This window comes from Actinopolymorpha sp. NPDC004070, assembly GCF_040610475.1.
GTDB lineage: Bacteria > Actinomycetota > Actinomycetes > Propionibacteriales > Actinopolymorphaceae > Actinopolymorpha.
The window spans coordinates 1-22,706 of sequence record NZ_JBEXMJ010000015.1 but is presented as its reverse complement, the minus strand read 5'-3'; the positions used below and the strand labels follow the sequence as shown (position 1 = coordinate 22,706).

At 70.2% G+C, this 22,706-nt stretch carries 20 protein-coding genes, 1 tRNA gene and 2 pseudogenes; 14 read left to right on the top strand and 9 right to left on the bottom strand.

Annotation, left to right across the window (positions count from 1 at the left end; all coding sequences use genetic code 11):
• Positions 1–128: 128 nt before the first annotated feature.
• The 3 genes from ABZV93_RS24400 to ABZV93_RS24390 are packed head-to-tail and all read right to left on the bottom strand — an operon-like array spanning position 129 to position 1,826.
• Positions 129–992, bottom strand: coding sequence for a nucleotidyltransferase domain-containing protein (locus tag ABZV93_RS24400; RefSeq protein ID WP_354940066.1), 864 nt, complete (start codon positions 990–992; stop codon positions 129–131).
• 59 nt (positions 993–1,051) lie between these two features.
• Positions 1,052–1,441, bottom strand: a complete 390-nt coding sequence (locus ABZV93_RS24395) for a DUF5130 family protein (protein WP_354940063.1) — start codon at positions 1,439–1,441, stop codon at positions 1,052–1,054.
• Complete coding sequence (locus tag ABZV93_RS24390) at positions 1,428–1,826, bottom strand: hypothetical protein (protein WP_354940061.1); 399 nt, start codon at positions 1,824–1,826, stop codon at positions 1,428–1,430. The genes ABZV93_RS24395 and ABZV93_RS24390 overlap by 14 nt, the downstream gene beginning before the upstream one ends.
• Positions 1,827–2,081: 255 nt before the next feature.
• Here ABZV93_RS24390 and ABZV93_RS24385 point away from each other — a divergent pair, with 255 nt between their 5' ends.
• A complete protein-coding gene (locus tag ABZV93_RS24385; RefSeq protein ID WP_354940058.1) occupies positions 2,082–2,993 on the top strand; it encodes a mechanosensitive ion channel family protein in 912 nt (303 codons plus the stop codon).
• Between the two features lie 90 nt (positions 2,994–3,083).
• On the opposite strand, the gene ABZV93_RS24380 is transcribed toward ABZV93_RS24385, so the two are convergent.
• Positions 3,084–3,512, bottom strand: a complete 429-nt coding sequence (locus ABZV93_RS24380; protein ID WP_354940055.1) for an OsmC family protein — start codon at positions 3,510–3,512, stop codon at positions 3,084–3,086.
• A 264-nt stretch (positions 3,513–3,776) separates the two neighbouring features.
• On the opposite strand from ABZV93_RS24380, the gene ABZV93_RS24375 reads away from it, so the two are divergent.
• The 8 genes from ABZV93_RS24375 to ABZV93_RS24340 all read left to right on the top strand — a co-directional run bounded on the left by ABZV93_RS24375 (position 3,777) and on the right by ABZV93_RS24340 (position 14,483).
• Entirely contained in the window at positions 3,777–5,603 is a 1,827-nt protein-coding gene (locus ABZV93_RS24375) for an ABC transporter substrate-binding protein (protein WP_354940053.1), read from the top strand.
• A gap of 9 nt (positions 5,604–5,612) precedes the next feature.
• A complete protein-coding gene (locus tag ABZV93_RS24370) occupies positions 5,613–6,695 on the top strand; it encodes an ABC transporter permease (RefSeq protein ID WP_354940050.1) in 1,083 nt (360 codons plus the stop codon).
• Entirely contained in the window at positions 6,692–7,645 is a 954-nt protein-coding gene (locus ABZV93_RS24365; RefSeq protein ID WP_354940047.1) for an ABC transporter permease, read from the top strand. Before ABZV93_RS24370 ends, ABZV93_RS24365 begins: the two co-directional genes overlap by 4 nt.
• On the top strand, positions 7,646–8,665 hold the full coding sequence (locus ABZV93_RS24360) for an ABC transporter ATP-binding protein (RefSeq protein WP_354940044.1): 1,020 nt from the start codon (positions 7,646–7,648) through the stop codon (positions 8,663–8,665).
• A complete protein-coding gene (locus ABZV93_RS24355; protein WP_354940041.1) occupies positions 8,662–9,711 on the top strand; it encodes an ABC transporter ATP-binding protein in 1,050 nt (349 codons plus the stop codon). Before ABZV93_RS24360 ends, ABZV93_RS24355 begins: the two co-directional genes overlap by 4 nt.
• Positions 9,704–10,102, top strand: coding sequence for a globin (locus tag ABZV93_RS24350; RefSeq protein ID WP_354940038.1), 399 nt, complete (start codon positions 9,704–9,706; stop codon positions 10,100–10,102). The genes ABZV93_RS24355 and ABZV93_RS24350 overlap by 8 nt, the downstream gene beginning before the upstream one ends.
• Positions 10,103–10,162: 60 nt before the next feature.
• On the top strand, positions 10,163–11,875 hold the full coding sequence (locus ABZV93_RS24345; protein WP_354940035.1) for a glycoside hydrolase family 13 protein: 1,713 nt from the start codon (positions 10,163–10,165) through the stop codon (positions 11,873–11,875).
• Positions 11,876–12,017: 142 nt separating this feature from the next.
• Complete coding sequence (locus tag ABZV93_RS24340) at positions 12,018–14,483, top strand: glycoside hydrolase family 95 protein (RefSeq protein WP_354940032.1); 2,466 nt, start codon at positions 12,018–12,020, stop codon at positions 14,481–14,483.
• A gap of 36 nt (positions 14,484–14,519) precedes the next feature.
• Here the strand turns inward: ABZV93_RS24340 and ABZV93_RS24335 are convergent, their stop codons facing one another.
• On the bottom strand, positions 14,520–15,965 hold the full coding sequence (locus tag ABZV93_RS24335; protein WP_354940029.1) for a Gfo/Idh/MocA family oxidoreductase: 1,446 nt from the start codon (positions 15,963–15,965) through the stop codon (positions 14,520–14,522).
• 277 nt (positions 15,966–16,242) lie between these two features.
• Between ABZV93_RS24335 and ABZV93_RS24330 the strand changes: the two genes are divergently transcribed.
• Positions 16,243–16,899 (top strand): DUF1707 domain-containing protein, encoded by a 657-nt coding sequence (locus ABZV93_RS24330; protein WP_354940026.1) that lies wholly within the window; start codon positions 16,243–16,245, stop codon positions 16,897–16,899.
• Positions 16,900–17,087: 188 nt separating this feature from the next.
• Here the strand turns inward: ABZV93_RS24330 and ABZV93_RS24325 are convergent, their stop codons facing one another.
• Both ABZV93_RS24325 and ABZV93_RS24320 read right to left on the bottom strand, forming a co-directional pair.
• The gene (locus ABZV93_RS24325) at positions 17,088–17,510 is read right to left on the bottom strand and encodes a thioesterase family protein (RefSeq protein WP_354940023.1); all 423 of its coding nucleotides are present in this window, start codon (positions 17,508–17,510) and stop codon (positions 17,088–17,090) included.
• Positions 17,511–17,697: 187 nt separating this feature from the next.
• Complete coding sequence (locus ABZV93_RS24320; RefSeq protein WP_354940020.1) at positions 17,698–18,249, bottom strand: YceI family protein; 552 nt, start codon at positions 18,247–18,249, stop codon at positions 17,698–17,700.
• Between the two features lie 98 nt (positions 18,250–18,347).
• Here ABZV93_RS24320 and ABZV93_RS24315 point away from each other — a divergent pair, with 98 nt between their 5' ends.
• Complete coding sequence (locus ABZV93_RS24315) at positions 18,348–18,920, top strand: MarR family transcriptional regulator (protein WP_354940017.1); 573 nt, start codon at positions 18,348–18,350, stop codon at positions 18,918–18,920.
• 173 nt (positions 18,921–19,093) lie between these two features.
• Here ABZV93_RS24315 and ettA read toward each other — a convergent pair whose 3' ends face one another.
• Positions 19,094–20,776, bottom strand: a complete 1,683-nt coding sequence (ettA, locus tag ABZV93_RS24310; protein ID WP_354940014.1) for an energy-dependent translational throttle protein EttA — start codon at positions 20,774–20,776, stop codon at positions 19,094–19,096.
• Between the two features lie 192 nt (positions 20,777–20,968).
• Positions 20,969–21,589, bottom strand: a complete 621-nt coding sequence (gene ssb, locus ABZV93_RS24305) for a single-stranded DNA-binding protein (protein ID WP_354940012.1) — start codon at positions 21,587–21,589, stop codon at positions 20,969–20,971.
• 216 nt (positions 21,590–21,805) lie between these two features.
• Here ssb and ABZV93_RS24300 point away from each other — a divergent pair.
• The 3 genes and pseudogenes from ABZV93_RS24300 to ABZV93_RS24290 form a co-directional block, all read left to right on the top strand.
• Positions 21,806–21,878 (top strand) — tRNA-Arg (locus ABZV93_RS24300).
• Between the two features lie 290 nt (positions 21,879–22,168).
• Positions 22,169–22,379, top strand: a pseudogene (locus tag ABZV93_RS24295) (IS3 family transposase); the annotation flags it as partial.
• A gap of 118 nt (positions 22,380–22,497) precedes the next feature.
• Positions 22,498–22,706 (top strand): annotated as a pseudogene (locus ABZV93_RS24290) (hypothetical protein); the annotation flags it as partial.

Below are 22,706 nucleotides of genomic sequence, written 5' to 3'. Positions count from 1 at the left end.
TTGACGCTCGCCGAACCCTTGTGGGGCTGAGGGTTCGGGCGGCTGAGCAGTACGAAAGGGCCGGTGCCGGGTGATCCCGGCACCGGCCCCTCACGTCTCCCGCACGGCCGCCTCCGCGGCCGGAAGCGTCACCCCGGACGGGCGTCGGGCGGCGCGGACGCCGCGGCGAGGAACGAGGGGACCTCGCGGTCCACGTACGCACCGACCGCGCGGTCCAGCTCGGCCGGCCACGGCACCCCCGCCGCGACCAGCGTGGCCTTCCCGACGAACCGCCAGGCCAGCGCGGTCGCCCGCATCGCGGTGATCGCCGAGGCCGGGTTGCTCGGAGAGGGAGCAGGCAGGCGCTCCAGCACCGCGCGTTGTTCCGGAGTGAGCTTCGCGCTCCACCGCTTGATCCCCATCGGGGGCAGCGGCTGGTTGGCTTGGACGAACAGGTCGTACAGCATCTGCTGGGCCTGCTGAACGCCGACACAGACGCACAGCCAGTCGCCGCGCGCCACCATCGCGGGGAAGATGGCCTGCTGCCGGAAGAACTCCTCCACCAGCCGGGCCATCTGCTCGGTGTCCGGACCCCGGCCGGGCCCGGGCGCGGGCACCGTGGCGTCCAGCCCGTCGCGGTCGAGGACGGCCAGCCGGTGGCGGTGCGGCGTCTCGCCCAGGCCGGAGACCCGCTCGGTCACCACGTCCAGCCGCAGGCAGTCGGCCGTCGTGACGTAGAAGGCGCCGGCGGCGAACGGCAGCGCCCGGGCGATCAGCGTCGGCGTGACGGTCCCGAGCCACTCCCGCCAGGAGCCGGCGAAGGCGTCGAAGTCGTCGTCGCGTACGGCGAGGAGGACGTCCAGGTCCGACCCGGCGTCGGCGTCACCACGGGCCAGCGACCCGGACAGCCACATCGCCCGGATCCGTTCGTCGGCATCCACCACGTGGTACAGCCGCCGGTACAACTCGGCGTACCCGGCGGGCAGCGGAGCAAGGGCTGCGGGAATCGACATGCCAGGGGCAACCACAGGGATGGCTCCTCGCTGGGTCAACTGCGGGGGTTCAGGCGATCCTACGGCTCGTCGGTGTGCACCGTGCGGGGGTGACGGGCGTGGTCGCCGAGCTGCTGGATGCCAGACACCAGGCCACCCACCAGGTCACCGTCGGCGAACGCCGACTTCATGCCCAGCACCACCAGCTGGCAGTCGGTGTCGCGAAGGAATCTGCGGGCCTCGGTGCCGGTCACGATCTCCAGCTGGCGCCGGCCAGGGTCGACCAACACCAGGACGCTGTGTTCGGGGGCCGCGAGCTCGGCGTGCAGCTTTTCGGCGTACTCCCGCGCGGGAACCTCGGCGGGGCCTACGTAGACGGAGAAGCTCAGGCCGGACAGCTGCTCGGCGATGCGGACCGCGCGTTCGATGTCGGCGCGCTCCCGCGAGCTGAGCGTGTCACCACTGGCCACCCGCGCCCCCTCGTCCGGCGCCGGTGGGGCCCTCGGGGCCACCCGTGGACCGCTCGGTGCGGTCGGCCTCGACGCTCTCCTCGGCGCCCGGCCGGTCACCGAACCACTCCGGCTGGCCGCTCCAGGAGACGCCGGGCTGCACCCGCGAACCGCGGATCAGCGAAGGAGTCAGCACCAGCAAGGTGATCAGCGCGAACAACCCGATCGGGATGCCGGCGTAGATGCCGAGCACCTCCAGCATCGGCATCGGCGTTTCCTTGGTCCAGGTGTCGGGGGTCCCCGCCAGCGCGACGCCCGCCGAGCCGACGGCACCGACGGTCGCGAGCGAACCCACGACGAGAACACGCGGCAAAGCCCGACCGATCATCGCCCTACCCTTCGTCACGGACCACAACCGTACTCACCCTCGCCCGCACGTGCGCGGGTGCCCCGCCGCCTGACGGCCAGGGGACATCACCGGCCACATCACCGCGCGCCTCACCCGGCGCGTCACCGCACCCGAGGAGCGACGATCCGGGGCGAACCGTGCATCTCGTACACCGGCGCGACCCCGCGACCAGACGGGCTGGTGACGGCTCGCCGAGAGTGCCCACCTAGGCTCGAGTCGGTCCGACGTCCCCGCGCCACCTGGAACCCGCTGATGTCCCTCGCACTCACCTGGGAGCGATTCACCCAGCTCGCCGACGTGCCCGCGCACATCGCATTGCTGATCGTGCTGGCCGTCGCCGTCCGGTTCGGCCTCAACCGGCTGATCGACCGGGTGGTCGGCACGACGGCCGGGCTGCCGAAGCCGAAGCACTTCCTCGGCAGCCAGAAGGCGGCCGCGCTGCTGTCCAACCCCGGCGGGCTCTACCACGAGCGCCGGGCCCAGCGGGCGCACGCGCTGGGATCGCTGTTCAAGAGCATCGCCACGGCGGTGATCTTCGGTGTCACCTCCTTGATGGTGCTGCAGCAGCTCGGCTACAACATGGCGCCGATCATCGCCAGCGCCGGCGTCGTGGGCGTCGCGATCGGCTTCGGCGCCCAGAACCTCGTCAAGGACTTCATCTCCGGTGTCTTCATGCTGCTGGAGGACCAGTACGGCGTCGGCGACGTCATCGACATGGGCCAGGCCACCGGCACCGTGGAGGGCGTCGGCCTGCGGGTGACCAGGCTGCGGGACGGCGACGGTGTGCTGTGGCACGTGCGCAACGGCGAGATCGTCCGCGTGGGCAACAAGAGCCAGGGCTGGTCCAGCCTGGTCCTCGACGTCTCGGTCGCCTACGACGAGGACGTCGCCCAGGTCGAGGAGCTCATCAACGACACCGCCCGCACGCTCAGCGACGAGGACGAGTTCCGCGACCGGATCCTGGAGGCGCCGCACGTCGTCGGGATCGAGGAGGTCAACGGCGCGGCGCTGACCCTGCGGGTGATCGGCAAGACCCGGCCCAACGAGCACTTCGGGGTCCAGCGGGAGCTGCGGCTGCGGCTGAAGGCGCTGTTCGACGCCAAGGGCATCCGGGTGCCCGCGCCGATCTGGCCGGGCCAGCCGGGCCAGGCCGCCGGGGTGTGACCCCCGGCCGGCCCGTCCCGGTGTGCGGCCCGTCCCAGTAGACGGCGTTCAGGCCGTACGACTGGTACGACGTACAGGCTCGTACGACGCTCAGACCAGCGCGGCGTCGAGGGTGATCTTGGTGCCGGCGAGCGCCTTCGACACCGGGCAGTTCTCCTTCGCGCCCTCGGCCGCGGCCGCGAACCCGTCGGCGTCCAGACCGGGCACGCTGGCGCGCACGGTCAGGTGGATGCCGGTGATGCCCTCACCGGGCTGGAACGTCACGTCCGCCTTGGTGTCGACCTTCTCCGGCGGCGTGCCCGCCTGGGCGAGCCCGTGCGAGAGCGCCATCGAGTAGCACGTCGAGTGCGCCGCGGCGATGAGTTCCTCGGGGCTGGTCCGGCCGCTGGCGGCGTTCTCGGCTCGCGACGCCCAGGTGACGTCGTAGGTGCCGATGCCCGACGAGTCCAGCGAGACTCGGCCGGCCCCCTCCATCAGGGAGCCCTCCCAGTGGGCGTTCGCCGTACGCGTGGTGGCCATGGATCCTCCGGTCGTTCGGTGGTCGTTCGGGTGGTTTCGTACTACCACGCCATCCTGCCCTGCGACCGGCTCGTCCCACCTGCGGACCCACCCTTGACCTGGCGTGCCACCGACCGCCAGCATTCGTCGACGATCTCCGTCAGATTTCTGCCTGGTACAAACCTCAGCAGCAACTTTCTTGTGGGATCGCGTTCGTGACACCCACTTCGTGGACCCGCGCACCGGCCGTACGCGGGACCTCGTGGCCGCCTCAGGAGGACCCTCATGCCGACAGCCACCCGATCGCGGAAGAGAGCCCTCGCCGTCCTGGCGGCGCTGTTCGCCGTGGTCGCGCTCTGCCTCCCCGCCGGCGTCGGGCACGCCGAGGAGGCGCCGGCGAGCAAGCAGCCGAGGCAACTGGTCGTGGCCGCCTCGCAGTCGGTGGACACGTTCAACCCGTTCATGTCGTTCTTCGCGATCGGCTACACCGTGGCAGGGCTGACCTACGACTCGCTCATCGACTGGAGTGCGAAGGACTTCAGGCCGATTCCGGGACTGGCCACGAAGTGGGAGGAGTCGGCGGACCACCTGACCTGGACCTACACGATCCGCAAGGGCGTGAAGTTCTCCGACGGGAAGCCGCTGACCGCGCACGACGCGGCGTTCACCTACCGGCTGATGATGACCGACAAGGCGGCCCGGGCGTCCTCCTCCGACCTGGTGGAGAACTTCGCCAGTGTCGACGCGCCGAACGACACCACCCTGGTCATCAAGCTCAAGCGACCGACCAACCAGATGCTCGCCCTCGACAACGCGATCGTGCCCGAGCACATCTGGTCGAAGGTGAAGAACATCGGCGACTTCAAGAACTTCGACTTCCCGCTGGTCGGCTCCGGGCCCTTCCAGGTGGTGGAGTTCAAGACCGACCAGTACATCCGGCTGAAGGCGAACAAGAACTACTGGGACGGCCCGCCCGCCTACGACGAACTCGTCTTCCGCTACTACAAGACGCCCGACGCGAGCGTGCAGGCGCTGCTCGCCGGTGAGGTCGACCTGGTGAGCGGCCTCACCCCCGCGCAGTACAAGGCGCTGCGGAACAAGCCCGGGATCACCCTCAACCAGGCCCAGAACCGCCGGTTCAGCGCCATCACGTTCAACGTCGGCGCGCGCACCAAGGACGGCAAGACGCTGGGCGACGGGCACCCGGCGCTGAGGGACCCCCGGGTGCGGCAGGCGATCCACCACGCCATCGACAAGGACGAGCTGATCAAGAAGGTCAACGACGGTCTCGCCCAGCCCGGTGTGAGCTACATACCGCCGATCTTCAGTACGTACTTCTGGCAGCCCAGCGGGTCGGAGAAGGTGACGTACGACATCGCCGAGGCCAACCGCATACTCGACAAGGCGGGCTACAAGCGTGGCCCCGACGGCATCCGGCGGATGCCGGGCAACGGCCGGCCGCTGAAGTTCCGGCTGCTCAACCACGCCGACACCCCGTCGGAGGCCACCGACTCGGAGTACCTCAAGGGCTGGTGGAAGCAGATCGGCATCGACACCAAGATCGAGAGTGCCGACTTCACCAAGCTCAACGACCTGCTCTACCTCGGGAAGTACGACATCATCTTCTCCGGCTGGGGCGTGGGGCCCGACCCGACGTCGATCCTCAGTCTGCACACGTGCGGCGTGCTCCCCGACGACGGCTCCGGCACCCAGCGCGACACCGAGACCTTCTACTGCAACCCCGCCTACGACAAGCTGCACGAGCAGCAGAAGCAGGAGAGCGACCTCGCCAAGCGGGCGGATCTCGTCAAGCAGATGCAGCAGATCCTCTACACCCAGGCGCCGGTTGTCGTACTGAGGTACGCCGACACGCTGGAGGCCTACCGCAGCGACCGCTGGACCGGTTTCGTCAAGCAGCCGGCGAAGCGGGGCATGATCTCCGGCCAGCAGGGCAACTGGGCGTTCGTCTCGGCCAAGCCGGTGGTGAAGGCCGAGAAGAAGGAGTCGCGGACCGGCCTCTACCTCGGTGGCGGTGCGGTCGTCGTCGTGGTCGCCGCGGCCGCCGCACTGGTCGCGGTGCGCCGCCGCCGGACCGCCGACGAGCGAGAGTAGCCCGCACGGATGAGCATGGATCCCTCGCTGGTGGCGGAGTCGCCGGGCGCCGCGTCGAAGAGTTCGGACGGTTCGAGCGTTTCGAGCGGCGGCGGGCACAGTGGCTCGGCCGCTGCCGGCCGCGGCTTCGCGAAGTACGCCCTGGCCAAGCTGGGCGGCGCCGCGGTGTCGCTGCTGATGGTGGTGTTCTCGGCGTTCTTCCTGTTCCGCGTCCTCGGCGGCGATCCCGTCGACGCGCTGACCCGGGACGTGCCGACCACGCCCGCCGAACGCGCCGCCCTGCGGCACCGGCTCGGCCTGGACCAGCCGCTGTCGCTGCAGTTCGTGCACTACCTGCAGGGCGTGCTCACCGGGGACCTCGGCCAGTCCTACCAGTACCAACAGCCGGTCACCTCGCTGATCGGCGCCCGGCTCGGCGCGACGGTGCTGCTCACCGGCACCGCTCTGGTGCTGGCGGTGTCGCTCGGGCTGTGGATCGGCACCCGGGCCGGCTGGCGCCAGGGCAGCAGGTTCGACAAGGTGCAGGTGGGTGTGTCGCTCACGCTGTGGTCGGCGCCGACGTTCTGGTTCGGGATGATCGTCATCATGGCGTTCGGCCGGTACCTCGGGCTGTTCCCCGTCAACGGCATGGTCTCCCCGTACACCCCGGACGGCTTCTGGCCGCAGGCGCTGGACACGCTGCACCACCTGGTGCTGCCGGTGCTCACCATGACCGCGGTGATCTATGCGCAGTACGTCCTGGTGATGCGGTCGTCGATCCTGGACGAGAAGGACGCGGACTATCTGGTCACCGCCCGCGCCAAGGGGCTGCGGGACGACGACGTACGCCGCCGGCATGCCGTACCCAACGCGCTGCTGCCCACGGTCACCCTCGTCTTCCTGCAACTCGGTGGTGTGGTGGGCGGCGCGATCCTCACCGAGACGGTGTTCAGCTGGCCCGGGCTCGGGCTGCTCGCCTACCAGGCACTGCGCATCCCCGACCTGCCGCTGCTGCAGGGGACGTTCCTGTTCTTCTCCACGGCGGTGATCCTGGCCAACACTGCGGCCGACGTCGTGTACCGGTTCCTCGACCCGAGGGTGCGCCACTCATGACCACACCTCCCGACACCGGGACACCCGCCGGGACACCCGCGCCTGCCGAGGCCGGGGCGCTGCGCTCGGTGCGATCGGTCGTACGCGAACGCCGCAAGGCCGCCCTGCTCCGGTTCTGGGCCGGTTACCGCCGCCAGCCAGCCGGCATGGCCGGCCTGGTCGGGATGGCGGTCATCGTCGTGCTCGCCCTGGCCGCTCCCCTGATCACCGACAGCGCCGGGCTGGACGTGACCCAGGCCACCGGCGACCGGCTGCAGCCGCCGAGCGCGGCGTTCCCGCTCGGCACCGACGAGACCGGTCGCTCGGTGCTGCTGCTCACTCTGTGGGGCGCGCGGATCTCCCTGCTCGTCGGGGTGACGGCCACCCTGCTGGCGATGGGGATCGGCACCCTGGTCGGCATCGCCGCCGGCCACTTCGGCGGCTGGTTCACCGGCCTGCTGATGCGGGTGACCGACTGGTTCATCGTGCTGCCGCGCCTGGTGCTGGCGATCGCGCTGGCCGCCGTGCTCGGGCCGAGCCTGACCACCATCGTGGTGGCGATCGGGGTGACGTCCTGGCCGGGCACCGCCCGGCTGATCCGGGCGCAGACCCTGGCGGTCGAGGCGCGTCCGTACCTCGAACGCGCCCGTGCGCTCGGCGCCGGCCACTGGCACCAGATGACCCGGCACGTGCTCCCGAACGTCATGCCGCTGGTGCTGGCCAGCACCACCCTGGAGGTCGCCAGCGCCGTGCTGGCCGAGGCCACGCTGTCCTTCCTCGGGCTCGGCGACCCCGCCCGGGTCTCCTGGGGCAGCATGCTGAGCCGGGCCAACTCCTCCGGCGCGGTGACGTTCGGCGCTTGGTGGTACCTCCTCACCCCGGGCCTGGCCATCCTGGTCGTCGTTCTCTGCTTCACGTTGTGCGGGCGCGCGCTGGAAGCGGTGTTCAACCCGAGACTGCGGGGGCGGTAGATGTCGCTGCTGGAGATCCGCGACCTGGCGGTCACCTACCACGGTTCGCGCGGCGACATCCCTGCCGTCCGTGGTGTCAACCTCGCCTTGGCACCGGGTGAGACGCTGGGCATCGCGGGTGAGTCCGGATGTGGCAAGTCCAGCCTCGCCCTGGCCATGCTGCGGTTGCTGCCGGCCGGTACGACGGTCGAGGGACAGGTCCTGGTCGACGGCGAGGACGTACTCGCCATGTCCTGGGGGAAGCTGCGCGCGGTCCGCTGGGCCGGGGCGTCCATCGTCTTCCAGGGCGCCATGCACGCACTGAACCCCGTCCACCGGATCGGCCGGCAGGTCGCCGAACCCATCCTGGTGCACGAACGCGTCGGCGAGGCCGCGGCACTGCGCCGCGCGGAGGAGCTGCTCACCCAGGTGGGGCTGCCGGCGTGGCGGGCCCGCAGCTATCCGCACGAGCTGTCCGGCGGGCAGCGGCAGCGGGTGATGATCGCCATGGCGCTGGCCTGCTCGCCCCGGCTGGTCATCGCCGACGAGGCGACCACGGCGCTGGACGTGATGATCCAGGCGCAGGTGCTGGAGCTGCTCGGCCGGCTGGTCGCCGAACGCGACATCGCCCTGCTGATGATCAGCCACGACCTGTCGGTGCTGTCGGCGCACTGCCGGCGGCTCGCGGTGATGTACGCCGGAAAGATCGTCGAGCTCGGCCCGGCCGGGAGTGTCTTCGCCGACCCGCGGCACCCCTACGCCGGCGCGCTGTCCTCGGCGTTCCCCACCGTCGGCGACCTCGCCTCGCGTGGACGCCCCCGCGGGCTGGGCGGCGATCCGCCGGACCCGACCGACATCCCGAGCGGCTGTCCGTTCCACCCGCGCTGCCCGGTCGTACTCCCCGAGTGCTCGTCGACGCCGGTGGAGCTGTGGCCGGCCGGGCCGGAGCGGGCGGCGGCCTGCGTACGCGTCGAGGGGTGTCCGGGGTCCCTCACAGGCGGGGCCGACGAGACGGACGACCGTTCGAGGAGTACGCGATGACCGACCAGCAGCCGGCCACGCGCCCGATCGCGCGACCGGCCGGGCCGATCCTGTCCGCCCGCGGCCTGTGCGTCGACTTCGGCGTACGCGGCGGCCGCCGGGCCCGGGCCGTGGACGGGGTCGACCTCGACCTCGCGCCCGGGGAGATCCTCGCCCTGGCCGGTGAGTCCGGCTGCGGCAAGACGACGTTGGCGCGGGCCATGCTCGGGCTGGTGAAGTCCAGCGCCGGCACTCTCAGCTACGCCGGTGCGCCGATGGCCACCTCCGGCGCCGGACTCAAGACGTACCGGCGAGCGGTCCAGCTCGTCCTGCAGGACCCGACCGGCGCGCTGAACCCCCGGCACACCGTCTACGAGGCGGTCGCGGAGGGCCTGCGCATCCACGGGATCACCGACAACGAACGCGACCGGGTCGCGCAGGCGCTGTCCCGGTGTGGGCTGCGCCCGGCCGAGCGCTTCTTCCTCGCCTACCCCCACGAGCTGTCCGGCGGGCAGCGGCAGCGGGTGGTGATCGCCGGCGCGCTCGTCCTCGAGCCGAAGGTGATCATCGCCGACGAGCCGGTGGCCTCCCTGGACGCCTCGGTGCGGGGGGAGATCCTGGCGCTGCTGCTGCGGCTGCGGGAGGAGTTCGGGCTGGCGGCGCTGGTGGTCACCCATGACCTGGGGCTGGCGTGGAGCATCGCCGACCGGCTGGCGGTGATGTACCTCGGCCGGATCGTGGAGTCCGGGCCCACCGAGGAGGTCCTGTCCGCCCCGCGCCACCCCTACACCCGGGCGCTGGTGTCGGTGCTGCCCGACTCGCCGGTGCCGGGGCCGATCGTGCTGTCCGGCGAGCCCCCGGACGCCACCTCGATCCCGGTGGGCTGCCGGTTCCACCCGCGGTGCCCCGCCCTGGCCTCCGGCGCGTCCGAGGCCGCCGGGGTGGCGCCGTCGTGCCTGCGTACTCCCCTGCCGATCCTGGGCGCCGAGCGGGACGCTCATCACGTCGCCTGCCACCTGGCGGCCGCCGCGCCGCCACCTGTTGTCACAATGGAACGCGATGAGTGAGACCTTCTACGACGCCGTGGGCGGCCACCCGACCTTCGAGCGGCTGGTGGCCCGGTTCTACGCCGGGGTGGCGAGCGACCCGGAGCTGCGGGCGCTCTACCCCGAGGAGGATCTCGCCGCCGCCGAGGTGCGGCTGCGGATGTTCCTCGAGCAGTACTGGGGCGGCCCCCGCACCTACTCCGAGCAGCGCGGTCACCCACGGCTGCGGATGCGGCACGTACCGTTCGCGGTGACCGAGGACGCCCGCGACCGGTGGTTGCGGCACATGCGGACGGCCCTGGACGAGCTGGGCCTGGACCCCGAGCACGAGCACCAGCTGTGGACGTACCTCGTGATGGCGGCCAACTCGATGGTCAACACCGTCGAGGGGCAGCGGCCCAACCTGCTCTAGCCAGGGCCGTCGCCACCCGGACTTGCCGAAAGCCCTCCACGACCGGGAAGCTCTCCCTCCATGAGCAACTCCTCGCCGGGCAACTCCTCGCCCCACTGGTGGCGCACCGCCGTCATCTACCAGATCTACATCCGCAGCTTCGCCGACGGTAACGGCGACGGCATCGGCGACATCGCCGGCATCCGGTCCCGGCTGCCCTACCTCGCCGAGCTGGGGGTGGACGCGATCTGGATCACCCCGTGGTACGTCTCCCCGATGGCCGACGGCGGGTACGACGTGGCCGACTTCCGGGCGATCGCGCCGGAGTTCGGCACCCTCGCCGAGGGCGAGGCGATGATCGCCGAGGCGCACGAGCTCGGCCTGCGGGTGATTCTGGACATCGTGCCCAACCACACCTCCGACCAGCACGCGTGGTTCAAGGAGGCGCTGGCCGCCGACCCCGGATCGCCGGAGCGGGCGCGGTACTGGTTCCGCCCCGGTCACGGACCCGACGGCGCGTTCCCGCCCAACGACTGGCGTTCGGTCTTCGGCGGTCCGGCGTGGAACCGACTGCTGGACGAGGAGGGCGTGCCCGAGGAGTGGTACCTCCACCTGTTCGCGCCGGAGCAGCCCGACCTGAACTGGTCCAACCCGGAGGTTCGCCGGGAGTTCGAGGACATCCTGCGGTTCTGGTTCGACCGTGGCGTGGACGGCTTCCGGATCGACGTCGCGCACGGGATGGACAAGCACCCCGCTCTGCCCGACATCGGCTGGGACGACGAGGAGCTCCTTGCCGAGCCCGAGCTCGCCGACCACCCGCACTGGGACCGCGACGGCGTGCACGACATCTACCGCTCCTGGCGGGCCGTGGCCGAGTCCTACGCCGGCACCCCGGAAGGTGCGCGGGTGTTCGTCGCCGAAGCCTGGGTGGGTACGCGCGCGAACCGGCTGGCGCGCTACCTGCGTCCGGACGAGCTGCACACCGCGTTCAACTTCGACTTCCTCAAGCGCGGCTGGGACGCCGCGCAGATGCGCGCCTCCATCGACCACACGCTGAGCTCGCTCAACGAGGTCGGCGCACCGCCCACCTGGGTGCTGTCCAACCACGACGTCATCCGGCACGTCACCCGCTACGGCCGCGACGCCGACGAGATCGCCAAGCCGGCCGGCACGGTCCCGGTCGACCTGGAGCTGGGGCGCGCGCGGGCCCGGGCCGCCACGCTGCTGATGCTCAGCCTGCCCGGCGGCGCGTACGTCTACCAGGGCGAGGAACTCGGCCTGGCCGAGGTGGAGGACCTCCCGGTCGAGGTGCTGCAGGACCCGATCTGGGAGCGATCCGGGCACAAGCATCGCGGCCGGGACGGCTGCCGGGTGCCGCTGCCCTGGAGCGGTGACGGGCCCGCGCTCGGCTTCGGCGACGCGCAGCCGTGGCTGCCGCAGCCTGCCGAGTGGAAGCAGCTCAGCGTGCAGGCGCAGACCGGCGACCCGGACTCCGTCCTCTCGCTCTACCGCGAGGCGCTGTCGGTACGGCGTTCACTGTCCGAGCTGTCCGGGCTGTCGGAGTCGGCTGGGTCTGGTGGATCTACTGGTCCTCGCGAGGCCGAGCTGGCGTGGCGCGACAGCGACGCCGACGTGCTGGCGTTCGACCGCGGCTCGTCGTTCCGGTGTGTGGTCAACCTCGGCGAAGAGCCGGTGGAGTTGCCCTCCGACGCCGAGGTGCTGCTGGCCAGCGCACCGCTGCCGGACGGCAAGCTGCCCACCGACACCTCGGTCTGGCTGCGCCTGTCCTCCTGAGCTCGCCCGATCTGCCAAGCTCAGGTGATCCGACAGCTGGCGTGACCTGACAGCACCTGCGCGACGTCCGCCGGGCGGTGGTTCCCCACGGAACTCCACCGCCCGGCGGCTTCGTTTCTCCTGTCCTACTTCGCTCATCACGATGCACCTCTCTTTCCTGACACGGCCGAAATCACGGAGGTACGATCAAGGACTAGCTCGAGCCCGTTCCCGACCACTCGTCAGGAGGCTCGCCATCACGTCCTCACGATCGGCTGCCGACCCCTCGATTCCCGATGCCGTCGACGCGGCGACGCTGTGGTACGAAACACCGGCCGACGACTGGGAACGCGAGTCGCTGCCGATCGGCAACGGCGGTCTTGCCGCTTCGGTGTTCGGCGGGATCGCCACCGAACGCCTTGCCCTGAACGAGAAGTCGTTGTGGACCGGCGGACCCGGTGCGGTCGAGGACGGCCGGTCCTACCGTCACGGCCTGTGGGAGCAGCCCCGTCCGGACGCGCTGGCCGCGGTACGCCGCGAGATCGTCGCCGCGGGCGCGGTCGAGCCCGCTCGGCTGGCGGCCGCTCTCGGCCAGCCCGCCACGGCGTTCGGTGCGTTCCAGCCGTTCGGCACTCTCGTTCTCGACCTGCACGATCCCGGTGCGGCTCCCCTCGACTACCGGCGAGGTCTCAGCCTGACCGAGGGAGTTGCCTGGGTCGACTACCACCTGGACGGCGTGCGCTTCACCCGCGAGCACTTCGCCAGCTATCCGGCGGACGTACTCGTCACCAGGCTGCGCGCGAGCGAGCCGCGCAACCTGTCGTTGACAGTGTGCCTGGAGACACCTCATCCCGGCGCGCACGTCCGCGTCCACAACGGCCGGATCACCGTCCGCGGTGCGCTTCCCGACAACCAGCTCGGCTACGAGGCGCAGGTGCTCGTCGTCGCCGAGGACGGAATGCTCTTCGACTGCGAGGATTCGGTGCTCGTCCGGGAGGCGCACGCGGTCACCGTCATCCTCGGTGCGGGCACGTCGTACTCCCCCACCTTTCCCGACTATCGCGGGCGCGACCCGCACCGCCGGCTCACTCGCCGGGTCAACGCCGCCGCCGCGCAGCCGTACGCGAGTCTGCGCGCCGCGCACGTCGCCGACCACGCGAACCTCTTCGGCCGCGTCCACCTCGATCTCGGCCAGCCGGCGCGCTCGCCGATGCCCACCGACGAACTCCTGGCCCGCTACGACGGCACGGGTCCGGACGCCCGCGAGCTGGAGACGTTGTTCTTCCAGTACGGCAGATACCTGCTGATCGCCTCGTCCCGTCCGGGTTCGCTGCCGGCCAACCTGCAGGGCGGCTGGAACACCTCCACCACACCACCGTGGAACAGCGACTACCACGTCAACATCAACCTGCAGATGAACTACTGGCCCGCCCACGTCACCAACCTCGCCGAGACCGTCGGCCCGCTGGTCGACTACATCGACGGCCTGCGTCCGCCGGGCCGGGAGGCCGCCCGCCAGATCTGCGGCGTCGGCGGCTGGGTGGTCCAGAACCAGACGAACGTCTGGGGTTTCGCCGGCGTGCACGACTGGCCGACGGCGTTCTGGTTTCCCGAGGCCGGCGCGTGGCTGTGCCGCCATCTGTGGGAGCACTACGAGTTCGGCGGCGACGTGGAGTTCCTGCGCGAACGCGCCTACCCGGTGATGGCCGAGACGGCGCGGTTCTGGCTCGGCTTCCTGGTCGAGGACACCGACGGGACGCTGGTGGTCTCCCCCAGCTACTCACCCGAGCACGGGCCGGTGACCGCCGGCGCGTCGATGTCTCAGCAGATCGTGTGGGACCTGCTGTCCAACACGCTCGCGGCCGCACAGATGCTGAACGCCGATGGTGAGCTCCGCCAACGCCTGGTTGACACCCTGGCTCGGCTGGACCCCGGCCTGCGGATCGGTTCCTGGGGACATCTGCAGGAGTGGAAGGGTGACCTCGACGTGGCCACCGACGACCACCGGCACGTCTCCCACCTTTACGCCCTGCATCCGGGAAGCCAGATCTCGCCACTCATCACACCCGAGCTCGCCAAGGCGGCACAGGCGTCCCTACGCGCCCGCGGCGACGGTGGCACCGGCTGGAGCAAGGCCTGGAAGGTGAACTTCTGGGCGCGGCTGCTCGACGGCGACCACGCGCACCTGATGCTGCGCGAACTCCTGCGCAACTCCACCTTGCCCAACCTGTGGGACACCCATCCGCCGTTCCAGATCGACGGCAACCTCGGGGGCACGGCCGGCATCGCCGAGATGCTGTTGCAGAGCAGGCTGGAGGGCAGAACGGCGTTCGTGCACGTGCTGCCGGCACTGCCCGCGGCGTGGTCCAGGGGCCGGGTGTGCGGGCTGCGGGCCCGTGGCGACATCACCGTGGACGCCGGCTGGGTGGACTGCCGGGCGGACCGGATCGACCTGCTGCCCGGACAGACCCGTGACCTGCGCCTGTCCACGAACCTCGTCGGATCGGCGTACTCACTGACTGACCGCACCACCGGCGAGTCGGTGCCGCACAGCCGCGACGACGTCGACCACGTGATCGGGTTCACCGCACACGCCGGCCACCGTTACCGGCTGCGGGCCGGAGGTTGAGCCGGCCCGCAGCGCGCGAGGTGTCCGTCGTGCTCGTTACCTGGACTCTGCTCCGCCGCCGGGGAACGCCACCAGGTCGGCGATCTCGACCGGACCTCCGGTGGCGAACGAACGGTTGGCGGCCGCGCCGACGAGCATCGCGTACGCACCGTCGACGTGCGTCGCCGCTCGGCCCAGCGGGTCGGCCTCTGCGTCGCCGAGCAGGTCGTTCAGCAGCCGCCGGTCGCCGCCGCCGTGACCGCCGCTGCCCTCCTCGACCTCGACCCGGCGGGGCACGTCCCACAACGGACGCAGCGTCAGCCGAGCGGCGTCGATCGGCGTGGCCGGCGGCCTGTCGGCACTCTGCTCGGGGTTCGTGGGGTCGGTGTCGTCGGCGCCGCCGCCCGGCTTGTTCGGGTCCTGCGCGGCGCCGCTGACGTAGGAGCGTTCCTCCACGTCGAGTTCGAGTCGGCCCTTGGTGCCGTTGAACATGACGCGGTAGCCCTCCCAGGGCGAGTACGCCGTGAGGTGGTAGCTGAGGGTCGCGCCGGAGCGGTACTTCACCAGCACCGCCATGTCATCCTCGATGCTGATGCCGTCGGTGAAGACGCTGCGGTCGCGGATGTAGCCGTCCTCGTGCTCGGCGTCGAGGTAGAGCGCACGCAGCGTCGGCTCTCCGGCGAGGTCGATGGCCCACGGGTCCGATTCCAGGTCGGGGCTGCCGTGGCTGCGGTAGGGGCGCGGGGCCTCGCCGCGGCTCTCGGCGTTGTCCCGGCCGTAGAACCGGAGGTCACCGAAGCCGAAGACCGTCTTCGGGGTCTCGCCCAGCCACCAGTTGACCAGGTCGAAGTGGTGGCTGGCCTTGTGGATCATCAGCCCGCCGGAGTTGCGCTTGTCACGGTGCCAGCGGCGGAAGTAGTCCGCTCCGTGCTTGGTGTCCAGCACCCACTCGAAGTGGACGGACAGCACGTCGCCGATGGCACCGGACTGGATGAGCTCCTTGACCGCGGAGTTGCGCGGCGCGTAGCGGTAGTTGAACGAGACGGTCAGCTTGCGGCCGGTGCGCGCCTGGGTGTCAAGGATGCGTTGGCACTTGTCCGCGTCCGTGGTCAGCGGCTTCTCGCTGATGACGTCGCAGCCGTTCTCCATCGCCGTGACGATGTAGTGGTCGTGCGTACGGTCCATCGACGTCACGATCACCACGTCCACCCGCTGTTCGGCGAGCATCGAGACGAACTCGTCCGGACGGTACGTCGGGATCGGCTCGGTGCCGTGGGCGTCGGCGAACGACTTGTTGTGGTAGCTCATCCGCGTCTCGTTCGGGTCGCACAGCGCGACCAGTTCGCCGCGGTCCCGGTACTCGGTGAGCAGTGCGGTGGTGAACATCCGCGAGCGCGACCCCAAGCCGACCACTGCGTATCGGGTCCGTCCGCTGCCGGACCCGGCCAGGGCGGTTCCGGCGTCGACGGCACTCTCCTGGGTGGACGGTTGCTCCGTGGTCATCGAGACTCCCTCTCGGCGATCTGCACCTGCGGCTACTGCTGTGTTCAGGCAACTGCTCCGCGACCTGGATCCAGTGTCGGACGGCGCTCCCGCCAACCTCGGGCAGCCGACCTTCGCGGCGGAGCGGTCGGACAGGCGGGTAAGCGCTTGCTCGGAACGTAGACCAGCGTAACGGCGGGTGGCAAGGCAAGGTCGGCCCCCGGACGCACGGCGTCCGGACTCTGCCGCGCGGTCATTTGTCGCGCATGATCGGCGGAGCAGACCCTAAACTTGCGCCGTGAGCCAGCTTCCCGAACCCACCGGCCCGAGCCACCTGCGGGCCTCGGACGCCGACCGGCAGCGTGTCGCCGACGTCCTCCGCGACGCCGCCGGGGAGGGCCGCCTCACCCTGGAAGAACTCGACGAGCGACTCGAGGGCGTCTACGCGGCCAAGACCTACGCCGAGCTCGAACGTTTCACCACCGACCTGCCCGGCGTGGGGTCGACGGTCCAGCAACCGCCACGGGCGGCCGCGGCGCCGACGGGGCCGGACTCGCGGATCACCGGCGGTGCGGCCGGGCAGTCGTTCTCGATCGCGGTGCTGTCGGGGGCCACCAGGCGCGGTGCGTGGCTGGTGCCGCCCGACTACACCGCGTTCGCCATGATGGGCGGCGTCCAGCTCGACCTACGTGAGGCGCGGTTCACCCAGCGGGAGACGACGATTCGCGCCTTCGCGGTGATGGGCGGTATCGAGATCGTCGTCCCCGATGACGTCACGGTGACCATCGACGGCGTGGGGATCATGGGCGGCTTCGACGGCACCTCCCAGCACTCCGACCCGCAGGACGGCAGGCCGGTCGTCCGCGTCACCGGGTTCGCGTTCTGGGGCGGGGTCGACGTGAAGCAGAAGCGCCGCGGCGGCGACACGGCTCGCGCGGAGGTCGAGCCGGCCTAGGTCAGCCCCGCAGCCGACCTGGCAGGGTTCGCGTGCGGCCGCGGCAAGCTACCCGGGCCTTGCGTACTCTCGCTCCGCGGCGGTACCGGCGGTTCGCCGCCTTCCGCGCGGTCCCGGCTGCGGAGCGACGCGGCCGGTGCAGGGCAGCCCCCTGCGTCTCGGCGTACGCGTTCAGCTGCCGTCCGGGATCACGCCGTCGGCGCGGCGTCGTCGCGGAACTTCTCCAGCCAGGCGCGCTCGGGGTCAGTCAGCCGGCGGGCGTGTCCGGCCTTCGCGTCGTAGGCGGCGAGCACGCTGCGCGCCTCGGCGTACACGACGTCGTTGTTCCTGACCTCGTAGCGCAGCGAGCAGGACGAGTTCCGAATGTCGGTCACCCAGGTCTCGACTTCGATCGGCTCCGGCAGGAACACCAGCGGGCGGCGGTAGTCGATCTCGTGCCGGACGACGACCAGCTCCCCCTCGAACGTGCTCACCCCGGCGGTACGCGCGCCCTCGAAGAACATCGCGACCCGCGCCTCCTCCAGGTAGCGGAGGTAGACCACGTTGTTGACGTGCCCGTAAGCGTCCATGTCGGACCAGCGCAGCGGGCAGCGGAAGACGAAGCGACTCACGGTGGCGATCCTCTCAGGCCGCCTACCGCCCGGCTCGGCCCGGTCCGCGCGCCGAGCTGCTCGCAGCTGCCGAACTCCCCGCGCGGTCACGCAGTACATCGGGGCCCACAGGCAGCGAAGATGCGCAACGGGTGGCTCGAGCGATGCTCGAGCCACCCCGCTGCTGCCGTGGGCGTACGCGTCTTGCTTACTTCTGCAGGATCGCCTGGACCGAGAGCTGGACGGCGATGTCATTGCCGATCAGGAACTTCTCGCCGCCGAGCGGGACGTTGGCGTCGACGCCGAAGTCCTTGCGGTTGATGGTCGTGCTGGCGTCGAACCCGGCGCGGGTGTTGCCGTAGGCGTCGTCCTCGACACCGAGGAACTCACCGACCAGCTCGACCTGCTTGGTCACGTCCTTGATCGTGAGGTCGCCTACCAGGACGAAACCGTCGGCGTGCGGGCGGACGCCGGTGGACACGAAGGTCATCGCCGGGAACTTCTCGATGTCGAAGAAGTCACCGGAGCGGACGTGATCGTCGCGCTGCTGGTTTCCGGTGTCGATCGAGGCCAGCTGGACCTGCACGTTGACCTTGGACGCGGCCGCGTCGTCGGCGATCTCGAGGCTTCCCTCGAAGTCGCGGAACGAGCCACGCACCTTGGTCATGAGGTGACGGACGGTGAAGCCCACCTCGGAGTGAACCGGGTCGATCGTCCAGGTTCCGGCAGTCAGCTCGGGCGGGGTCGTCAGGGTGCTCATGGTGCCTCCACAGCAGTATGTTGAAGGTTAAACCTTCGTACGTACGCCATGGTGCCAGCACTATGGTTGAACTGTCAACCATCGAGTATGCTGAATGCATGGGATCAACGAACTGGCTCAGCGCTGAGCAGCAGCGAGCCTGGCGCGCCTACCTCCTCGGGAGCGCGCAGTTGATGGAGCGCATCGACCGTGATCTACGGGCCCTGGGGCTGTCGATGCCGGAGTACGAGATCTTGGTCCGGCTGTCGGAGTCGCCAGAGCGCACCCTCCGGATGGCCGAGCTGGCGCAGTCGGTGCATCACTCCCGTAGCCGGCTCACGCACACCATCGCCCGGATGGAGGCCGCCGGCCTGGTCGAGCGCGAGGCCTGCCCGTCCGATCGGAGGGGTGTCCTGGCTCGACTCACGGATGCGGGGTACGCCCGGCTGGTGGAGACCGCCCCGCACCATGTGGCAGGTGTGCGCGACGGGCTGATCGACCTGGTGAGCGAGGAAGATCTTGCCGCGCTAGGCCGGGTGTTCGCCGCGGTGAGCGCCCGCAACACGGCGGCACTGACCGGTAGGCGTGACCGCGCAGGCGATCTCGTGGCGGGATGCCCGGGCGAAGAGAACGACAACGGGGTGGCCGATGCCAACGCACCTGCCACCCCAGAGCTGTCGACTGCCGACTGAGCCCGCTCGCGCGGACACTCAGTCGACCAGGCGCCGGTCGCCGCTTACCCCTTCGGCCGCCGCCACCTGCGCGGGGACCGACGCGCCCGTGATCACGCCTGGTCCGCTGCCGGCCCTCCCCGACCAGGCGACGGGCCGCCACCCACCGGGTGACGGGCCGACTCCCTCAATGCTCAGTCGCGGGTGAGCCGGCGGTAGGTGACCCGGTGGGGACGAGCCGCCTCGGGTCCGAGACGCTCGATCTTGTTCGCCTCGTAGTCGGCGAAGTTCCCCTCGAACCAGAACCACTTCCCGGGGTTCTCGTCCGTGCCTTCCCAGGCGAGGATGTGGGTGGCCACCCGGTCGAGGAACCACCGGTCGTGGGAGGTCACGACCGCACAGCCGGGGAACTCCAGCAGCGCGTTCTCCAGCGACTGGAGCGTTTCGACGTCGAGGTCGTTGGTGGGCTCGTCGAGCAGGAGCATGTTGCCGCCCTGCTTCAGCGTCAGCGCGAGGTTGAGCCGGTTGCGCTCGCCGCCGGAGAGGATGCCGGCACGCTTTTGCTGGTCGGGCCCCTTGAAGCCGAACGACGCGACGTAGGCACGGCTCGGCATCTCGAAGCTGGCCACCCGGATCCAGTCCAGGCCGTCGGAGACCGTCTCCCACACGTTCTTCTCCGCGGGGAGCTTGGCGCGAGTCTGGTCGACGTAGGAGATGCTGACCGTCTCCCCCACCCGCAGCTCACCGGCGTCAGCCTTCTCCTCGCCCACGATCATGCGGAACAGCGTCGTCTTGCCGACGCCGTTCGGGCCGATCACACCGACGATGCCGGCCCTGGGGAGGGAGAACGACAGGTCGTCGATGAGTACGCGGTCACCGAACCCCTTCTTGAGGCCGTGCGCGTCGAGGACGACGTTGCCGAGGCGCGGGCCTGGCGGGATCTGGATCTCCTCGAAGTCGATCTTCTTCACCCGCTCGGCTTCGGCCGCCAGCTCCTCGTACCGCTGCAGACGCGCGCGGTTCTTCGCCTGACGGGCCCTGGGGTTGGACCGCACCCACTCCAGTTCCTGTTCCAGGATCCGCCGGCGCTTGGCGTCCTTGCGGCCCTCGATGGACAGTCGCTGCTGCTTGGTCTCGAGGTAGGTGGAGTAGTTGCCCTCGTACGGGTGGGCCTTGCCACGGTCGAGCTCGAGGATCCAGCCGGCAACGTTGTCGAGGAAGTACCGGTCGTGGGTGACGGCCAGCACGGTGCCCGGGTAGGCCGCCAGATGCTGCTCCAGCCACTGGACGCTTTCGGCGTCGAGGTGGTTGGTGGGCTCGTCGAGCAGCAGCAGGTCGGGCTGGGACAGCAGCAGCTTGCAGAGCGCGACCCGACGCCGCTCCCCACCGGACAGGCGGGTGACGTCGGAGTCACCGGGCGGACAGCGCAGCGCGTCCATCGCCATGTCCAGCCGGGAGTCGAGGTCCCAGGCGTCCCGGTGGTCGAGCTGGGTCTGCAGCTCCCCCATCTCCGCGAGGAGCGTGTCGTAGTCGGCGTCGGGGTCCGCGAGCTCCGCGGAGATCTCGTTGAAGCGGTCGAGCATCTGCTTGGTCTCGGCCACCCCTTCCTGGACGTTCTCCAGGACGGTCTTGTCCTCGGTCAGAGGCGGCTCCTGAAGCAGGATGCCCACGGAGGAACCGGGCGCAAGTAGCACGTCACCGTTGGAGACCTGCTCCATGCCGGCCATGATCTTGAGCAGAGTGGACTTACCCGTCCCGTTGGGACCAACCACACCGATCTTCACGCCGGGTAGGAAGGAGAGCGTCACGTCGTTGAGGACGACCTTGTCGCCGAGCGACTTGCGGACGCCCCGCATCGTGTAGATGTACTCCGGCACGCGATTCCACCTCGGGGTCGGGGGCAAACAAGACAACAACCATCCTGCAACATCGACGACGTGGGGGTGCTGCCGGGCGGCGTCCGGGGGCACGTCCGCGGTGGGGGTGGGTTACACCGCAGCCGAGGTCGCCGCCCGGCAGCTGGAGAGGCGGGCACTCAGGGAAGCCCGCGCTCTCTGCTGGCGGGCTTGTCAGGCAGCCCGCCGATCGGCGCCGTCCGAGGCGTCGGCGTTGGCCAGGGGGCTTTGGCCGTTGCCGCGCCGGCGCGTGGGCATCGCGCCGTCCTCGGTGTGATCGACGCCGACGTCTGTACGCCCGTCCGGGCGGTCGGTGTCGCCTGGTGTCGCATCCTCGCCGGCAGCGGCGGAGCCGTCGGCGGCCTCGCCGATGTCCCAGCTCCTGGCCAGCTCCTCGGCCAGCGAGGTGTCGGAGGTGACCTCCCGCTGCTGCTCACGGCGGGTCCGCCGGAAAGCCGAGGTTCCCCGTGACAGATCGTGACCGAGCGACTGGGCCTCGACCTCGACGGTCGTGCCCGTCTTCCCCTCGCGCTCCCAGTTCTCCACTCGGAGGCGGCCGAAGACGACCACCGGGTCCCCCTTGTGGAGGCTGCCGGCGACGTTCTCGGCGAGGGTGCGCCAGCAGACGACCGTGACATACGTCGTATGGCCATCGACCCAGCCGCCCTGGTTGCGGTCGTACCGCCGCGGCGTCGATGCGAGCCGGAAGGACACGAGCGACGTGCCGCGATCTGAGCGGACGAAGCGCAGCTCGGTGGCGACGTTGCCGGCGATGGTGATCATCGTCTCGTTCATGGGGCGACCCTTCTTCGTGATCTGTGGTCACCACCTTGGCCCGGATCGCCGGCGGATCAGCCCGCCGAAATCCCGCCTGTGGACAAAGTCGCCGAACCCCGACCTGTGGACAGAAAACCGGCACGCCCGAGGCGGGTACTAGTCTGTCCGCGTCCGGCACGACAACTACGCTCTTGCCGCGACGAAGCAGAACGCGGTCACTCCTGACGTGGACCGGCGCCCGTAGCTCAGCGGATAGAGCACCGGACTTCTAATCCGATGGTCGGAGGTTCGAATCCTCCCGGGCGCACCCACTCTGACCTGCGAATATGCAGGCGCGGGCGCTACAACCCGTCCGCCCGCTGCAGCCCGCCGCAACCACCACGGAAGACGACCGACGTACTCACTAGGTCCGAGCACGACCCCAGGGCGCAGCACCGGTCGTCCGATCTGAGCCGAACACGTCTATGACGGCGGCCTCGGTGCCCGCCTTCCGATAGCCATACTGCGTGGGTCCGGTCCTCGGTGTCCTCACCGAAGTCTGGCCCGGCGTCCGGTGGCGCTGCGAGCAGTGGCGAGTTCTCGGACAAGGGCACCACAGGGGACAACGCCGCGATGGAATCGTTCTTCGCCCTGCTGCAAACAACGTCCTGGACCCCGCTACTGGGACACCCGCGACCAGCTCAGAATCGCGATCGTGACCTGGATCGAACGGACCTACCACCGACGACGACGCCAACACGCCCTCAACCGGCTGACCCCCATCGAGTACGAGACAATCACAGCCCCACGAGCCACTCAGGCTGCCTAACCCCACCTGTCACCGGATCGTGCAGCGGTCCCCTTCGACGGTGTTGCGGTGACGGTGACCTTGCTCTTGCCGCCACTCTCGATGTGAGCCTTCAGCGGACTGCAGCCGGCTAGAGCGAGTGTGGCGGCCACGGCGAGGACGGCACGCGATCGCGCATACCGCCGTACCCGAGCGCTTCAACCACTTCGTCCGCCAGCAGGCCCGGTGGGGCAGGTCCTTCTTCCGGGAGTCACTGTGGGTCCTCGGCAACCTGTCCCCCACCAGGCCGGCGTGGTGGCTCACCCTGCTCGAGCTCGCGCAGTGGGCGGTCTTCTCCTCGATCCTGCT

Coding starts and splice junctions, on each gene's coding strand:
- ABZV93_RS24360 (WP_354940044.1), top strand. CDS start 7,646: ATGTCGCTGCTGGAGATCCGCGACCTGGCGGTCACCTACCACGGTTCG.
- ABZV93_RS24320 (WP_354940020.1), bottom strand. CDS start 18,249: ATGAGCACCCTGACGACCCCGCCCGAGCTGACTGCCGGAACCTGGACG.
- ABZV93_RS24380 (WP_354940055.1), bottom strand. CDS start 3,512: ATGGCCACCACGCGTACGGCGAACGCCCACTGGGAGGGCTCCCTGATG.
- ABZV93_RS24400 (WP_354940066.1), bottom strand. CDS start 992: ATGTCGATTCCCGCAGCCCTTGCTCCGCTGCCCGCCGGGTACGCCGAG.
- ABZV93_RS24375 (WP_354940053.1), top strand. CDS start 3,777: ATGCCGACAGCCACCCGATCGCGGAAGAGAGCCCTCGCCGTCCTGGCG.
- ABZV93_RS24365 (WP_354940047.1), top strand. CDS start 6,692: ATGACCACACCTCCCGACACCGGGACACCCGCCGGGACACCCGCGCCT.
- ABZV93_RS24355 (WP_354940041.1), top strand. CDS start 8,662: ATGACCGACCAGCAGCCGGCCACGCGCCCGATCGCGCGACCGGCCGGG.
- ABZV93_RS24370 (WP_354940050.1), top strand. CDS start 5,613: ATGAGCATGGATCCCTCGCTGGTGGCGGAGTCGCCGGGCGCCGCGTCG.
- ABZV93_RS24335 (WP_354940029.1), bottom strand. CDS start 15,965: ATGACCACGGAGCAACCGTCCACCCAGGAGAGTGCCGTCGACGCCGGA.
- ABZV93_RS24315 (WP_354940017.1), top strand. CDS start 18,348: ATGGGATCAACGAACTGGCTCAGCGCTGAGCAGCAGCGAGCCTGGCGC.
- ssb (WP_354940012.1), bottom strand. CDS start 21,589: ATGAACGAGACGATGATCACCATCGCCGGCAACGTCGCCACCGAGCTG.
- ABZV93_RS24345 (WP_354940035.1), top strand. CDS start 10,163: ATGAGCAACTCCTCGCCGGGCAACTCCTCGCCCCACTGGTGGCGCACC.
- ABZV93_RS24340 (WP_354940032.1), top strand. CDS start 12,018: ATGCACCTCTCTTTCCTGACACGGCCGAAATCACGGAGGTACGATCAA.
- ABZV93_RS24350 (WP_354940038.1), top strand. CDS start 9,704: ATGAGTGAGACCTTCTACGACGCCGTGGGCGGCCACCCGACCTTCGAG.
- ABZV93_RS24385 (WP_354940058.1), top strand. CDS start 2,082: ATGTCCCTCGCACTCACCTGGGAGCGATTCACCCAGCTCGCCGACGTG.